This window comes from Vibrio lentus, from assembly GCF_002875945.1.
Taxonomy (GTDB): Bacteria; Pseudomonadota; Gammaproteobacteria; order Enterobacterales; family Vibrionaceae; genus Vibrio; species Vibrio apostichopi.
The window spans coordinates 190,076-205,314 of record NZ_MCZK01000144.1 but is presented as its reverse complement, the minus strand read 5'-3'; the positions used below and the strand labels follow the sequence as shown (position 1 = coordinate 205,314).

The window sequence follows — 15,239 nt, the reverse complement described above, 5'->3', positions numbered from 1 at the left end:
CGTGGCGTTCTAAACGGATGACTTCCTATACCGCCTGTTTTTCTAATGAGCCAGAAAAGCGCTTCTTGTAGCTGCGTAACATACTTAGGCTGAATATGGCTGTTACGGTTTCTGCGAACAGGATACTTGCCCAAATGCCTTGTTCTGGGAATAGCTTTGGCAAAATCATGATGCCCAAGGCGACGAACACAAAGCCGCGTCCAAGAGATATCAGTGTTGCTTGTTTAGGTTTGGCCGTTGCTTGAAACAGGTTGGCGATCACTAAGTTTATGCCCATCAGCGGCACAGCAAAGAAGAAGAACGTCAATGCGGTTGATGACAGTCCAATTAAATCGCTTGAATCACCCAAATAGAGGGCTGCGATTTGAGGAGCAAACAGGTACACCAGAACCATAAATACCAAGCCGCTGCCAATTGCACTTTTTAAACCTAAGCGAAAAATCGCTTCGATTCTGTTTGGTTGGTTGGCTCCATGATTAAAGCTGATGATTGGCTGGCAGGCTTGAGCGATTCCGACCATCACAAACAGGGCGAATACCCCGATGTTTGCCGTTAAGCCATAGGCGATAATATGATTCTCACCAAACTGATGCAGCAACACGTAGTTGAACAATAAGATGGTCATCGCTGCAGTTACTTCAATGAAGAATGTCGGCGTACCTATTTTTAGGATGCTTGGCAGTTTTCCCAAACCAATCCCTTTTAAGCTCATTTCCAAGGTGCCTTGTTTACGTACAAAGTGGCTTAATAGAATACAAGCGATAACACCTTGAGCAATTGCTGTACCGTAGGCTGCGCCTTTCATACCCCAGCCAAATTCTAAGACGAAGAAGTAGTCCAAAACTAGGTTAACCACAGCACCTATCGACATCGCGTAAGTCGCCAGTTTTGGGTTGGTATCGTTACGAACAAAGCACGACATGACCCAAGCTAACGAGTACAACACAAAGAATGGCAGCATCACAGACAGGTAATCGTGAGTCAGTTCAGCCATGTAACCAGAAGCGCCCATTAACGCAATCATATCGTCTAAAAAATACAGGGCAATGCTGACTGAAATGGTGCTAAGCACAGCGGTACTGAGCATTGATTGGCTAAAGAGGGTTTGACCCGACGTTGTATTTCCTTTGCCGACTTCGATAGACATAAGTGCTGCGCCACCAATGCCCACCATCATGGCAATGGCGGTGAATATTGAAAAAGCAGGGATGGTTAAAGCGATAGCACCAAGCCCATCAGGGCCAACACCGCGTCCGACGAACCAAGCATCTCCCATGATAAAAAGAGACTTGATCACCATGCCCGTTAGTGCGGGCCAAAGGTATTGATAAAAGGATTTTGAGATCGGATCGGTTTTGAGATTAATGCCCATTCCAGAAAGCTCCCAACAAATTGGATGAAATAAAGAGGGAGCATTATCCGAACTTAAGTGGATTCTAAAAAGGGATTATCTGCGCATTATGTTGCACGATCTGCACATCGAGTTCGAAACTCCGCGGGTGACTCGTTCATTTGGCCGCGATAAAAACGACTGAAATAGGCAGGGTCTTCGAAGCCGAGTTCAAAAGCGATGGTTTTAATTGTCTTGGTAGAAAAGATCAATTCACGGTTCGCTTCTAAGATGGTTCGATCATGGATTAATTGAGTGACCGTTTTACCTCGCTCCGCTTTGACGATCTCGTTGATGCGTTTGTTAGTGATCGACAGCGCTTGCGCATAAAATTCGCAATGTTTGTGCGTGGCGTAATGCTGCTCAATCAAATCAACAACCTTGTTGACTCGGCTGTCGCGCACTTCTCCTTTCAATGAGGACTGGGTGGCGAAGCGTAATATGTAGCGCAAAAAGCTATTCATCAGTGATTCTACCAAATCCCAGTCGCTATCCACTCGCTCACACTCTTCTTTGATCATGGTGAAAATAGGCAGCAGGTAGCGGTTGCCTTCCTCACTGCAATCCAAATAGGGAGGGCGACTTTGATGCATGGCAAAAACAGTGTCGACTAGTTGTGTGTTGCGATGATTGGTTTTGATAAAACCTGGGGTAAATACCAGTAAACGAGCATTTTCTCCCACCAGTTCTGAGCGGTGTACCTGACCGGGAGCAATGGTAAAAATACGCCCGATTTTGTTGTCGTAGTCGACGAAATCAATACTCTGACTGCCGAGATCATCCACACACCACACCAACTCCCAATACTCATGTCTGTGTGGTTCTAAGAACGCATCGTCGCTGTTAGATAACTCAGTCACACGACAGGGTTGACCTTTAATAAGGCGCATGTGCTTGATGGGAGTACTCATGACATTCCTTTGTTGGAGAAGGGCGCTGAAGGCTATGACCAAAGCCGACAATGATTGGTGTTGCTAATGTAGCCGATTGCGACTTTTAAGTCATTCGCTTGCCATTATCAATGAGTGATGGGCAGTGAAAGAATGGACGCGGTGAAACAGATAGGAGTGTACAGAGGGGAGTGAGTTAGAAGCTTAGATTTGAGTTGCTAAATATAACCCTAGAAGCGCATTGCGGGCTTCTAGGGTAAATTCATAGAACTTAGTTGCTGCTCGCTGTATTTAACGAAGAGCGTAGCTTAAAGATCCCTTTTGGTGCCTTGGTCAGCAAGATGCCACAAAGCAGAGGAATCATCATAAGCAATGACTGTTCAGAAAGCACTTCACCATTGATGTAGCAAGAGATCAGAAGTGCTACTACCGGAAAAATTAAGAAACATATAGAGGCTTGGAAAGGTGTCGAAACCTGTCCTAATTTGAAGTAAGCCACAATGCCGCCAACACTCGCCACAAAGCCCAGGTAAATCACGGCTGAGATTGAATCCCAAGTGAAGGATTCAACATTAACGCTTTCACCCACCGCAGAAACGGCGAACAAGAATAGGGAAGCAATTAAGCTCGGTACAGCATTGTAAGTCAGTACTTCGATTCCTTTGCAGTGCTTTTGAACCAACACATACATAACCGCATGAATCGCCACAGCAAGGCCTAAACAAATTGTGCCGATAAGGTAGTCATCACCACCCATTTGCATTTCGTTGCCAAGGATTAAACATAGGCTCACAACAGCAGTGATCAAACCGAAGATTTGATGTTTCGCCAATCGTAGACCTAAGAATAAACCAGACATCAGCATCACAGCGACCGGCATGTTCGCGAAGATGATCGACGCCAAACCAGAAGATATGTATTGCTCACCATAGATCATCAAAGTGAACGGAATAGCAAAATACATCAGTGCCACAATAAGTAGCCATTGACGTTTACCTTTAGGGAAAAGCAAAGGCTGGTTGAACACTTTCGCCAATACTGCGAGCAACGGTGCAGCCAATAAAAAGCGCAATGCAGTGGCAAAAATAGGTGGGATAGAATGCAATGCCACTTCCATAGCGAACCAAGTGGTTCCCCAAATTAAGCAAACAGAGACAAAAAGCAAGATAGTTAGCGACTTCGAATTCATGGTGACTACTCATTAATAATTATTTTAAATCATAGGCTTGTAGCGCCTTAATGACGTGGCACAGTATAAGTAGGTAGTCGGAGAAAAATTTTGTCTTTTTGTCTCTAATTGAAATGATTTGTGGAAATTAAATCTCTAATATAGTTAATTTTTATAAATTATTTCTATGAAATTAGATTAAGTTAAAGGCATTATTCTTTGTAAGGTCTAATTTGTGAGTTTGTTTATGGATGTTTTCTGATGACGTAACTTTTATGAGTAAGACTTGGCATGTCTTTTAAGATCGTCAATGAAGGCCCGAATTCTGGCCGGCATTTGCAATCCAAAATTGTGTACAATATAGAAAGGAGCCTTAAGCTCTATTTCATCTGGCAGTATATTAATTAATGTACCATTTTGGAGGTCTACTTCAATTGCTTGTTTAGGAAGACACGCAATTCCTAACCCAGATAAAGCCATCATTCGTATGGTTGGCACACTGTCTCCAACTCTGTTTGCTCTAAATTGATAGGTACTTATTTTCCCTTTATTGATAGCAAAGCTTCTTTGACTGTTGATACCTTCCCATTGATTGGCAATGTAGTCATATTTTGAGAGGTCATTTGATGTGATTGGAAGCTGAATTTGTACCTTTGTAAGATAATCAGGATGACAGCACAGTACTTGTTGAAGGTCTCCTAGCCTTATAGCTCGAGATGTGGAATCAGGAAGTTCTCCAACGGTGACCGACAGGTCTATGTATTTATCAATAAGATCTACGCGCATATCGTTGGCCAATAGTTGAGGCTCTATACGAGGGTGGCTTTTCATAAACTCACACATTGCAGGTCCAATAAGATGTGTCATCAATGTGTGTGGAGATGTGATGGTGATTGTGCCTGCAAAATCAGAACAGGACTCGCGCACTTCTTCTTCCGCAAGCGACATTAGTTTTCGCATTTCTAAGCATCTTTGATAAAAACGCTGTCCAGCGTCGGTTAAGGATTGGCGACGTGTTGTTCTAGTGAGTAATTTCACACCAAGGTGTTGCTCAAGCCCTTGTAAGTGATGGCTAACGACAGATTTTGATAGATCTAGCTTATCAGCAGCTTTCGTTATGGAGCCCGATTCTACAATTTGAGCGAACACTTGCATGCGATGCAATTCGTTTTTCATGGTGATTTATTGTCTCATTAGATCGAACTATGTTTGAAATTTTACTGTATTTATCTATTTTTACAAACAAGTAAGATTCTCCTCGTACCTTAACAAGATAAGAAAACGGAGAGAATGATGACTATTTTAGTGCAATTTACCTTGAGCCATACTGAAGATAAAACGGCAGAGATCGTTGAGTTTTTTAACGAAATCTTGCCAGATACTCGTACTTTTAACGGCAACCTTTCTGCGGAGCTTTATCAAAAAGATTTGTCTGAAAATGCCTTGGTTTTATGTGAAGAATGGGAAAGTACGGATAACTTCAATGAATACATTGCTTGGCGCAAAGATATTGGCGATTTTGACCGTTTAGGTGCGATGCTTACGGATATGCCGACCATTACAGTCATGTCTAAAATCGTCACATCATCTGAGGTGTAATGATGAATAAGATATGGAGTCCTTCTTCAGTACCAGCTCCGGCCGCTAACTATCATCAATGTGCGTTAATCCCCGCCGGTTCAACGCGGTTACATATTGCTGGGCAACTTGGGATTGATAGCGAAGGTGTGGTTGCTGAAAGTGCGGAAGAACAGATTGTACTGGCTTGGACAAATCTGAGAGGAGTGCTTCAGGCAAATCAAATGGATATGGAAGATTTAATCAGTGTAAGACTGTACTTAGTTGATCGGAATGATATGTCTGATTACCAAGCCGCAAAGCAACGATTGCCCTTTGATGTTGGTGGACTTCCAACGACATTATTATTCGTTCAAGGGCTCTTTGATGAGCGATGGAAAGTTGAAATTGAGGCCGAAGCGGCGAAACTGATTTAAGTCGATTATTGGATTTTTAATGGGTAAAAAGATCATTATGTGAAGCCAAAAGCCCCTTTATCTAATCGTTGATAAAGGGGCTATTTCTAATCGAGAAACTCCTGCTCAGCGACGTATAGTGATTTGGTTGAAATCAATCCAACCATTAGCTAACTGTTCAACGGGATTGACTGTTTTGGCATAATTGAGTTGCTGTTTAACGCGGAAAATCGGCCTATAAACGCCGAGCTTTATTAGCTGTGCCTCGAGTTCTAGAAAGGCTGATTGTCGTTGTTGGTAATCATTGAGTGTCCAAAGTTGCTCAAGGTTTTCATCTCGCCACTGTTTTTGCTCATCAGTGAGGCACACTTCTAATGCGATAGAACTTTGTAACCACCCCATCCAGCTGCTGTCGAGGTTATCTGAAAACACTTCACCGCTAATTAATATGTCAGCATCTTTTAGGTTATCCGGTTGGCAAAAATCTGGAAACTCGAGCACTTGATATTCGCAAGCAAAACCGAGTTCATTCAATCGATGACAATAATGACGAGCCATTTTGATGTGGTCAAACAGCTGGTAGGTCAGGATCTTTAATGGTTGGGTAGGTTTGGTTAATGAGTCAGCTAAATGATGAACGGCTTTCAATACGCCTTGGTCATTGGCGTTGATAAGTTTAGGGCTTGATGACTGGCTAAAAGTGGCAAGCATTCCATTGGCATAACCGATGCTCTGCCTAGGGATATCTTTAGCTACACCAAGTAAGCGAAGTAATTCACTTATTGATTGGTAGCGCTCTGGTTTTTCAAACCAAGGGTGACGATGTGGGTTAATCAAGGCGTATTCGCAACCTTTTTCCCACTGTTCCATCTCTTCAAGCCCCAACGATATTGAGGAATGTTGGTAATGCGGGTGCGAATGAACAATATCGCAGTGCATCTCATAGTCTTTGGCTTTATCACCGACATTCCATATCTCTATGCCATCTACCCAAGGGCGGTGACCATGATAGTGTTTGAATGCTTCCAGTCTGGTAAGCCATTCAGACTGTTCGACCAATTTAAAGCTGCCACTACCAAGGCGCGTATCTCCTACCTTTTTCGTAATACCCGCGGCTGAGCTGGATAGCAGTGACGGTAAATATCCTGCGTTGGCCTTGGTATCAAAATAGAGATGAAGTGGGTCTACAACAGTGATATTTGAGATGCAGTGAAACTGCTGACTATTGTGGTGAGAGCTATTGAGCAAGCGTCGGAAATGGTTTTTGATGTCTTGCGCTAGAATCGGCGAGCCGTCATGAAATACTAAATCTTTTCGCAAAGTGAAATACCAACGACTTTCATCTTGGTACCAGTCAATTGCAAGGTCTCCCTCAAACGAGTGAGTTCGTGTGTTGAAACACAGTAAATTACTGCACAGGTAACGAGTGATATGCGCTTCAGTGCGTCGTGTTACTTCAATCGGGTCTAGGTTATGTGTGCCTCGATAAAAGGGAATTTGCAGAATATCGAGTGTGGTCGGTAAGCTCTGATAACGGCTGATATAACCAAGTAGAAACTGATCGCGTTGTGAATCATCAATGAGCTCTAATGCTTGGTCAACTTTGTTTTCCGATAGTAATTCATCAATCCTCAGTTCTAATTTATGGTTCACGTTTTTGAGTAGAGTGAGTGTGGGTAGGTTGCCTCTGCCAATACCTGACTTCCAATCAATCAAGCCCTCGTTTACTAGCTTTTTGATAATCAGCTGTGCGTTACGTTTGGTACACCCCAGAGCTTCAGTAATTTCTGTCAGCGAAAGTTGAGTCGGTTGGTTAATGAGTACCCGAGAACGTAAAAATGCCAGTGCCTTCCAGTAATGCATAAAGGTGAAATCCCTGTTAAATCTTTCTATTTTTCTTCATCTTTTAATCTCGATAATAGAGTTATTCGATTGTTTTTAAAAGGAATGAAAAATGGAAGGTGTAAAAGCTTCCAAGGCGACCAACTCAATTTGGAAAAACTCGAGCTTTATTGTTTTGTTTTCGACGGCGTTTTTTGTCGCCTTTGGAACTAAGATTTATGACCTTGCTCTTCCCTTGTTGGTGTACGAGTTAACACAGTCCTCAGAGATGATGGGCTGGATGAGAGCCGTTGAGTTTTTGCCAAATCTGCTTCTAGCGCTGTTCATCGGTGTATGGGTTGATAAGTTTAATAAGAAGCAGTGGTCGCAATGCATGTTGCTTGGGCAAGTCGTTGTGTTGGTTATCTCGTATATCGCTGTGCGATGGTTGTCGAATCCTTTATATGTGCTGTTCCCGTGTGCATTCCTAATGATGGCGTTTAACTATGGCTATCACAATGCACGTATCGGGATGATGAAAAATGTCTTACCTCAACAAGTGCAAAATACAGCTACTGCCAGAATGAGTTCCTTGTACAGTTTGTTAGAAACGGTTGGTCCGGTGTTGTCTGGGGGATTGCTTCTCTTATCAGCGTTACATAACGTGTTTCTACTTATTGCAGTTATGTACGTGCTTGCTTTTTGGCAGCTCAATAAGTTGGACCTCAAACCGTCTACGCCCGTTGTCCATCAGTCGGTGTTTAGCGCACTAAAAGAAGGTTGGTCTATTTTGTATGCGAACAAGAACATGTGGCACATCACCTTGGTAGTGATGGTGATTAACACCACTGGATCTATTTTCTGGATTCAAGCTATCTACTTTGCCAAAGCGGAGTTGGCACTCAATCACATGGAAGTGGGGTACTTGATCGCGGCTTCAGGCGTGGGCGGTTTATTAGGTTCTTTTACCGGAGATAAAGTTAGAAAACGTATCGGACTCGGCGTGCTTCTAATTTTGTCCGTTGCATTAGAGGCGTTTGGGTTCTTATTTCCAGCGTTATTGAGCCAAAGTTATTTACTACAAGGTGTCTCCGGAGAATACAGAGTTGTGATTGAAAAAGGCTTATTAATGGCGTCGTTCTTGTGGGTGAGTGCTATTGGTGTTTACAGCAGCATCTGTATCTGGAGTTATCGCCAAGAAGCCTTCGAGGAAAAGCACCTTGGCCGCGTGGCAGGTATTACCGGATCGTTATTTAAACTGTTGATGCCATTTGGTTTGGCTGCTTCAGGTTATCTGGTGGCGATATTTGGTATACCGACACTCTTTGCTGCCTGTTTTGTCGCTCAAGTGTTCGCGGCTCTTGGGCTCATGATGACCAGTGTCCGACGTATTCCCTAGTACGTTGACGTTTTTCTTTTAGGAAGTTTGCATGAAAAACGCTACTGGCAGCAAAGTTATAGCATAGAGTGTTGAAGGTTTATTTTGTTCGCGTTCATACTGAACAAAGGAACGACATAACATGGAAATGAGGTAGGGGATTTGAAAAACACAATCGACTTAAATCTGTATCGATTTTTGGATCTGCTTTATGAGCAACAATCTCAGGCGAAGGTGTGTCATATTTTAGATATTAGCCGAGCGACGTTTAATCGTCATTTGGCCGATTGCCGAGATCTGTTTGCTAATGAATTATTCATCGCGACCAAAGGTGTTTACGCTCCGACCTTGTTCACCACTCAATTGATGTTGGTGGTGAAAGAGCCTCTAGAAAGGTTAGAGCAAGCACAGCAAATATCGCAGTCGTTTGTCGGAGCCGATTCGAATATTGAATATGTTTTTCATGCTGCTAACCCGTTGAGCACATTGTTTACCGTTCCCTTATTGAAAGGGTTAACAAGTGAAGAATCAAAGCCCAAAATATCGATGATGGATTGGTCGTTGGATGGAGTTGAATTCCCAAAAGCGGGAACTTTAGCGATCGGCGTTTCAGGTTACCCCAACGAACTGAATGATCGTATTGTAGAGCGTAAAGTCGGTTCGCTAGACTTGTTCGCTTATGTGACAGATGCACATCCTTTAGCCAAAAATGAAACCATCGACCTTACTCAGTTAGAAAGCTTTGATACGGTGCGTGTTTCGATGGGCTCATTGGACGCTAACTCTTATTACGAACGTTTGAAAAAACGCACAGGGTTGGTATTACAGCAAAAGCTGACGGTCGCGTCGGTCTCTTCAGCTCTGGAGTGTGTTCAGGTGAGCCAATATGTATTCGTTGGATTTGATATGGATTCAGCGTCCATACCAAGCGGGCTTAGTCAGCGACCTGTATTGTTCAATGGAGAAACGGTGACTTTCGATGTTGGTATCCAATACCACCGCGCTTGTTATCAGCACCCCATAGTGAAACGCATCGAACAGATTTTAAGTGAAAGTTTGGAAAATCGTTAATGATGAAATAACAGAAAACGCGCCGATTTAGGCGCGTTTTTGTTTTAGGTTTACAGCTTGATTAACGATGCAGACTTGGTGTTACAGCTTCACCTCTTCAATGTCGCTTGGTTTCCACGTTTGATCATACCATGCTTCTTGTGGTCCATAGAGTCTCAGTACTGTAAACCAACCCTTGCCCGGAACCGTCTCAATCCAGTTCGCCTCTTTGCCTTTTGGAGCGGTAGGGCCAAAGTACAAATCAACCGAACCATCTTTGTTTTCAATGAAGTCATCACGCTGATTATTCTTACTTGGCAGCGGTTGGCTAGTTTGCAGCTCTGAACGCGTTTGCGTGTCGTAAGCCACAATAGACCAGAAGTTCTTAGCTGGCACATTCGCCGGAATATTCAATTTATAGTGTTTGCCACCATCGAAGTATTCACCGTCTTTTGCTTGGTCAATCAATGCGTATTGAGAGCCCTTTTCGATAAGCTTCAGAGCCATCGCTGGTGTATTCACTGTCGCGATGTAGAAGAAGTAAGAACGAGCATCTAGGTTGCGTCCACCTTCACCTTGGTCGACTAACCATTGGTAATCTTTGCCGATAAACGCCGTTTTCCATAGGCGATCTTCATAGATGTAAGCTTTCTTGTCTCTTGGTTGGAAGTAAAGTGATCTCGCTGTTGCGTTACCAATCGCGACGCCATCTTTCATCAGTTTTTGCATGCGCTCATCGGGTGCAAAAGGTTTGTTCTTCTGAATACCAATGCTCGACATTAATCCACGAAGCTCTGGGTCGATGAAGGAAATCGGCTCTTTATCTAGGACTGTTTTAATCTCGGTGTAGAAGTGCTCATCGTTTGCATGAATGGTATTGAATGATTTGCCACTACCAGAGATGAATTCCATTTTTGGTTGATCATCTTTCTTTGCTAATGGGTAGATCTTCAGCTTCTCTTTATAAGCTGTTACTGCTGCGTCGGTCTTGCCATCTTTCAGGAATCCGCGCGCAATAAACCAGTTGGTGTAGCTGGTGGATTGTGAAACAAAATAGCCTTCAGGTACTTCGCCTTCATAACCCGGAGGAAGAATTAGATACTTACCACCTTTGCCTTTATCTGGCCCCACGATGCCCAAGTCAATAACAAAACGAAAGAACGCATCGTTCACCGTTGTTGGTCCCATGCCTTCTGGTACCTCAATGACGGTTGGACCATCTTTCTCTAGGTCTAGGAAAACCGAAGCATAAACGGTGTCGGTGTTACCGGTTAAAAATAGAGGGTTTGAATCCATCAGATTATCGAACACCACCACTTGGTTTGATGATGTTGAACCGATCCCCTCATGACCAACACGCAGAGCTTCAAGTGAAGCCATTGGAATCGCATTGAGGAACACCTCTGTTGAGCGAAGCGTATCTAGATTGTCATAAAGCTTTTGCGCGGTTTCAGCCGTTGGCGCACCATCTTTAAAATTCAATTCGCCGATGCTGGTTTGCACTGTATCTGGCGTCATGATGCTTGACGGAATATCAGTATTGTAGTTTTCAGTCGCCAGTACTTGGTGTGAGATAAAAATACTGCTCGCTAACACAATTGCTTTTAGCTTCGACGTAATCATGATGTCACCTTTCAGTTTCGTTTCGATGTACTTACTTTATGCTAGTCGAAAAAACATATCTGATACGCGGCAGGCTCAAAAATGAGTCTCAAAGATCGGTTTAAAAGATGGGGGTAAGAAGGCGCTCGCAAAATACGGTGTCTGTACTGCAATTGTTAGTATTGTAGATAAAACAAAACCCGCACTTGGCGGGTTTATTCGTAACACTCTAAATCTTTTTACTGCCTAACAGGCTTAACTTGTTTGGTTTGTCTTACTGCAAGGATGAGTTGCGGTAGTAGTGACATTACGATCATGCCTGTCATTAGCGAGTACTGTACTGGAGTGAAGGATTCACCCATCAACACCATGCCCGTCACGATGCCAGCAACTGGGTTAGCGATACCACCAAAGGTGAAATCAACTACTGACATACGTTGTAGTAGCCATACATACATGCCGTAACCTAGTGCTGTGTTTAGCCCAATTACCCACAATAGACCCATAGCGTTGCGAGTATCGAAATGAGTGACAGCATTAACATAAGGTTGTGGGTCGATGAAGGCATGAACGCCAGACGCGACAGATAAAATCGTACCGCCTAAAATCAGCTGCCATGTTAATACCTTCCACCAATGCATGCGGTTACCCAGTGACTTGGTAATGCTGCTGCCGATGACAATACACATGATCGCGGCGAACATGGCGCCTAAACCAATTGGATTCAAAGCGATTTGGCTTGGGTTAAACAGTATCCACGCTAAGGTGATCAAGCCAATACCAGAAAGGGCTTGAATCAGATGCGGGCGTTGCTTTTTCACTACCCAATGGAAGATCATCGCGAACACAGGTACAGAGATCATACCCACGCCAGAAATCGCTGAAGGCAGCGTTAGTGCCATCACGAAGATCAGGCCAAAGAAGGTCGCAATATTGATAAGGCCCAATGTGAAAATGATCTGCCACTCGCCTTTTTTAGGCAGTGTCGGCTTTACTGCTAGCAATAACAAACCAGCAGGTAACGCACGCAAAGCACCCAATAATAATGGTGGCCACTCCTGTAGCGTAAATTGCGTCACTGCATAGGTTGTTCCCCAAAAGAACGCGGGGATCATTGCTAATAATATGTTCATTTAAAATATCTTTACGTTAAGATAACTATTGTGTGAACTGTATACTGAGAACTAGTGGTTGTAAAGTATCTTTATGTTAAACTAGTTTGAAGTAATCAAGACTAATAACGGAGCGAGATTGCAAATGGATGCTATCGACCGCGTAGTAGAGCAATGGGCAAAGGAAAAGCCTGAGCTAGAAACTGAGCCTATGGCAATGATGGGCCGGATTATGCGTATTGCCAAGTATATGGAGACTCAAGTTGCCGAGCTTCATAAAAAATACGACATGAAACTCGGTGAGTTTGATGTGCTAGCCACCTTGCGACGTTCTGGAAAGCCTTACCGACTCACTCCCTCAGAGCTGATAGGTTCGATGATGCTGACATCAGGTGCGATGACCAATCGCCTTGATAAACTGGAAGCCAAAGGGTTGATCAGTCGTGAACACAGCAAAGAAGACAGACGCAGTGTGAGTGTTGAGCTAACCAAAGATGGTTTGATTCTGATTGACCAAATGATGACTGAGCATGTTGAAATGCAGAAGAAGCTGGTTAAATCTCTGTCTGCGAGCCAGAAGAAGAACACCAACCAACTGCTAAAAACATGGTTGAGCGCTTACGAGTAATTGACGTGAGCTAACTCAAACTGATTTGAAAACCGAAGTGATGAACTTCGGTTTTTTTGTGTCTTCAATTTGGTGTCGCGCTACTTAGTATCGGTTAATTTGGGAACGACACTGAGCTAGAGACACTGAGCTAGAAAACCGAACAAGTTCCATTGATGTAATTCAATATTTTAGGACATCCTATTTAAGACTTCCCGTTATCAATAGATGCCATCCATCCGTATATTTCTCGTATTCCAACAATACAGAGATTACAGAAATGAAACTTAAAATAGCCCTTAGCGCAGCACTACTCGCAACCTCATTTGCATCCCATGCAGAGTTGAAAATGTCGATCAACGAACAAACCAACGGTGTCGTCGTCACCGTTTATCAAGATGGAGAACGCGTTCCTAACGCTCAGGTCACCACTAATATTCGCGGGCAACAAATGACAGAAACATCAGACAGAGGGCAAGCCTTTTTCTACAAGGGAAATATCCCAAGGGTGTACCGATTTGAAGCAACCACACCTCAAGGCGAGAGTGTCCAACAAAGTCGATTTATTGGACGGGATAAATAGATTTTCGGAGTGTCTGACTAGGTTCGGTTTAGTGAGTTTGAGCCGATGCTCTCCAGCACTTTTCTAACTTTTTCAAAGCGAGTGTTTTTGCCTTCCCCATGTTGCCTATTTGCCACGCAAGCACGATATCAACGGTTCTTGCGTGGCCAATTTCCACTAAACTTCCGGCTTCTAACTCGGCGGCTATAAGCTGTTTAGGCAGAGTACCGATACCAAGGTTACGTTGAATTGCCGTCAACTTACTGCTCATTGAACTGACCGTACTGGTTTTTTGGTTCAGTAAGATGTTTTTGGTGATTTTAGGTGCTGACTTAGCGGTATCGGCCACTGCGATGATCGTGTGTTCACGTCGTGTGGATTCACTGAGCGGATTTGGTTCGTTTAAAATGGGTGCATTTTTCGCGGCTACCCAGATCATTTCTACACTGCCAATGCTTTTACTGTTGACGGTATTCGGTAGCTCGATATGGGGCATTGATGAGATCAGAATATCTGCTTTTCCTGAGATTAATGCTTCCCAGCCTCCCGACAAAATATCTTCTTGGATATAAAGTTGCGTGCTGCACTCCGTTGCCATTTCGGCGATTAACGACAACGCAATGTCTTGCCCGATAATGCCGTCATAGGAAACAAACAGTTCGCTTTCCCAACCACTTGAGAAACGTTGTATTTGGTTTATAAGTTCATCGGATCCCGCAAGTAACTGGCGACCATTTTCCACCAACATGTGTCCTACCTGAGTAAACACGGCTCTATGTCCTGATCGATCTAAGATCAAGATGCCGAGTTCGTCTTCCAATTTTTGAATCTGATAACTCAATGCAGAAACGGATCGATTGAGATGCGCAGAGGCTGACGAGTAAGTCCCTTCACGTTGTAGAACATCCAATATTTGTAAGGTGTCGAGCGGCAGTGTTTTCTTCAGAATCTTCATAAAATCAATAAAAATGGGGCAAGTGTTCAATGAATTTCAGCCAATGGTAACAGCATTGAGGATGTTGAATCTTCGGATTTAGTCAGTAATTTGTATGCGAGTATGTCTACTAAAATTTCAAACAAGTTGTTCTATTTTTCTCGTTATCATCTTAATGCTAAGTCGAATAACCTATCGGCAATGAAACTTATCAAGGCTTAGAACTATGAACACCAGAATGAACGACACACTGACTTTTTTCGCTCGCATTTTATTGGCTTACTTGTTTATTCAAGCGGGTTGGGGAAAGCTATTTAGCTATGAAGGAACGGCGGGATACATGGCATCTCAAGGCGTGAGCGCTTACTTGTTGCCTTTGGTTATCTTGCTTGAACTCGGTGGCGGACTTGCGATTCTAGCTGGATTTATGACTCGCTTTACTGCGTTGTCGATTGCGTTTTTCTCTTTGGTGTCCGGTGTTATGTTTCACTTCGACCCAAGTTCGTCGGATCAAATGATTCACTTCTATAAAAATGTCTCAGTTGCTGGTGGATATCTGGCGTTAGCGGTACTTGGCGCAGGGTCGTTTAGTGTTGATTACTGGTTGTCTAACAAGCTGAAGCAAGACGTTAAATGGACGCGCTTAATGGTTCTTGTTCGTTAGTGTTTTTTGTCCAATTGCAGTTTATTCGTTAGTGTTGTTGGCGCAATTTATGAATAAAAAACCGAAGCTTAAGGCTTCGGTTTTTTCT

At 43.4% G+C, this 15,239-nt stretch carries 15 protein-coding genes; 7 read left to right on the top strand and 8 right to left on the bottom strand.

What is annotated here, in order from left to right; genetic code table 11:
- Nucleotides 1-25: 25 nt before the first annotated feature.
- From BCT49_RS17020 to BCT49_RS17005, 4 genes are all read right to left on the bottom strand, one after another.
- Nucleotides 26-1,372: an MATE family efflux transporter gene (locus BCT49_RS17020; RefSeq protein WP_102436858.1), complete on the bottom strand. Its 1,347-nt coding sequence runs from the start codon at nt 1,370-1,372 to the stop codon at nt 26-28.
- An 86-nt stretch (nt 1,373-1,458) separates the two neighbouring features.
- Nucleotides 1,459-2,301: a helix-turn-helix domain-containing protein gene (locus tag BCT49_RS17015; RefSeq protein ID WP_102436856.1), complete on the bottom strand. Its 843-nt coding sequence runs from the start codon at nt 2,299-2,301 to the stop codon at nt 1,459-1,461.
- Nucleotides 2,302-2,551: 250 nt separating this feature from the next.
- Nucleotides 2,552-3,469, bottom strand: a complete 918-nt coding sequence (locus tag BCT49_RS17010; protein ID WP_102436854.1) for a DMT family transporter — start codon at nt 3,467-3,469, stop codon at nt 2,552-2,554.
- A gap of 252 nt (nt 3,470-3,721) precedes the next feature.
- The gene (locus tag BCT49_RS17005; protein ID WP_102436852.1) at nt 3,722-4,624 is read right to left on the bottom strand and encodes a LysR family transcriptional regulator; all 903 of its coding nucleotides are present in this window, start codon (nt 4,622-4,624) and stop codon (nt 3,722-3,724) included.
- Between the two features lie 114 nt (nt 4,625-4,738).
- Between BCT49_RS17005 and BCT49_RS17000 the strand changes: the two genes are divergently transcribed.
- Both BCT49_RS17000 and BCT49_RS16995 read left to right on the top strand, forming a co-directional pair.
- Nucleotides 4,739-5,047: a putative quinol monooxygenase gene (locus BCT49_RS17000; protein WP_102436850.1), complete on the top strand. Its 309-nt coding sequence runs from the start codon at nt 4,739-4,741 to the stop codon at nt 5,045-5,047.
- Nucleotides 5,047-5,442, top strand: coding sequence for a RidA family protein (locus BCT49_RS16995; protein ID WP_102436848.1), 396 nt, complete (start codon nt 5,047-5,049; stop codon nt 5,440-5,442). The genes BCT49_RS17000 and BCT49_RS16995 overlap by 1 nt, the downstream gene beginning before the upstream one ends.
- Nucleotides 5,443-5,547: 105 nt before the next feature.
- Here BCT49_RS16995 and BCT49_RS16990 read toward each other — a convergent pair whose 3' ends face one another.
- Nucleotides 5,548-7,284, bottom strand: a complete 1,737-nt coding sequence (locus tag BCT49_RS16990; protein ID WP_102436846.1) for an ABC transporter substrate-binding protein — start codon at nt 7,282-7,284, stop codon at nt 5,548-5,550.
- 91 nt (nt 7,285-7,375) lie between these two features.
- On the opposite strand from BCT49_RS16990, the gene BCT49_RS16985 reads away from it, so the two are divergent.
- Both BCT49_RS16985 and BCT49_RS16980 read left to right on the top strand, forming a co-directional pair.
- A complete protein-coding gene (locus BCT49_RS16985) occupies nt 7,376-8,641 on the top strand; it encodes an MFS transporter (RefSeq protein ID WP_102436844.1) in 1,266 nt (421 codons plus the stop codon).
- Nucleotides 8,642-8,782: 141 nt separating this feature from the next.
- The gene (locus BCT49_RS16980; protein WP_102436841.1) at nt 8,783-9,691 is read left to right on the top strand and encodes a LysR family transcriptional regulator; all 909 of its coding nucleotides are present in this window, start codon (nt 8,783-8,785) and stop codon (nt 9,689-9,691) included.
- 81 nt (nt 9,692-9,772) lie between these two features.
- On the opposite strand, the gene BCT49_RS16975 is transcribed toward BCT49_RS16980, so the two are convergent.
- Together BCT49_RS16975 and BCT49_RS16970 are read right to left on the bottom strand one after the other, a co-directional pair.
- Nucleotides 9,773-11,293: a DUF1254 domain-containing protein gene (locus tag BCT49_RS16975; protein ID WP_102436839.1), complete on the bottom strand. Its 1,521-nt coding sequence runs from the start codon at nt 11,291-11,293 to the stop codon at nt 9,773-9,775.
- A 218-nt stretch (nt 11,294-11,511) separates the two neighbouring features.
- Nucleotides 11,512-12,405, bottom strand: coding sequence for a DMT family transporter (locus BCT49_RS16970; protein ID WP_102436837.1), 894 nt, complete (start codon nt 12,403-12,405; stop codon nt 11,512-11,514).
- A gap of 124 nt (nt 12,406-12,529) precedes the next feature.
- Between BCT49_RS16970 and BCT49_RS16965 the strand changes: the two genes are divergently transcribed.
- Complete coding sequence (locus BCT49_RS16965; protein WP_102436835.1) at nt 12,530-13,012, top strand: MarR family winged helix-turn-helix transcriptional regulator; 483 nt, start codon at nt 12,530-12,532, stop codon at nt 13,010-13,012.
- A 259-nt stretch (nt 13,013-13,271) separates the two neighbouring features.
- Entirely contained in the window at nt 13,272-13,574 is a 303-nt protein-coding gene (locus BCT49_RS16960) for a hypothetical protein (RefSeq protein WP_102436833.1), read from the top strand.
- A 28-nt stretch (nt 13,575-13,602) separates the two neighbouring features.
- Here BCT49_RS16960 and BCT49_RS16955 read toward each other — a convergent pair whose 3' ends face one another.
- Complete coding sequence (locus tag BCT49_RS16955) at nt 13,603-14,508, bottom strand: LysR family transcriptional regulator (RefSeq protein WP_102436831.1); 906 nt, start codon at nt 14,506-14,508, stop codon at nt 13,603-13,605.
- A gap of 205 nt (nt 14,509-14,713) precedes the next feature.
- Here BCT49_RS16955 and BCT49_RS16950 point away from each other — a divergent pair, with 205 nt between their 5' ends.
- On the top strand, nt 14,714-15,151 hold the full coding sequence (locus BCT49_RS16950) for a DoxX family protein (RefSeq protein WP_102436829.1): 438 nt from the start codon (nt 14,714-14,716) through the stop codon (nt 15,149-15,151).
- Nucleotides 15,152-15,239: the final 88 nt, after the last annotated feature.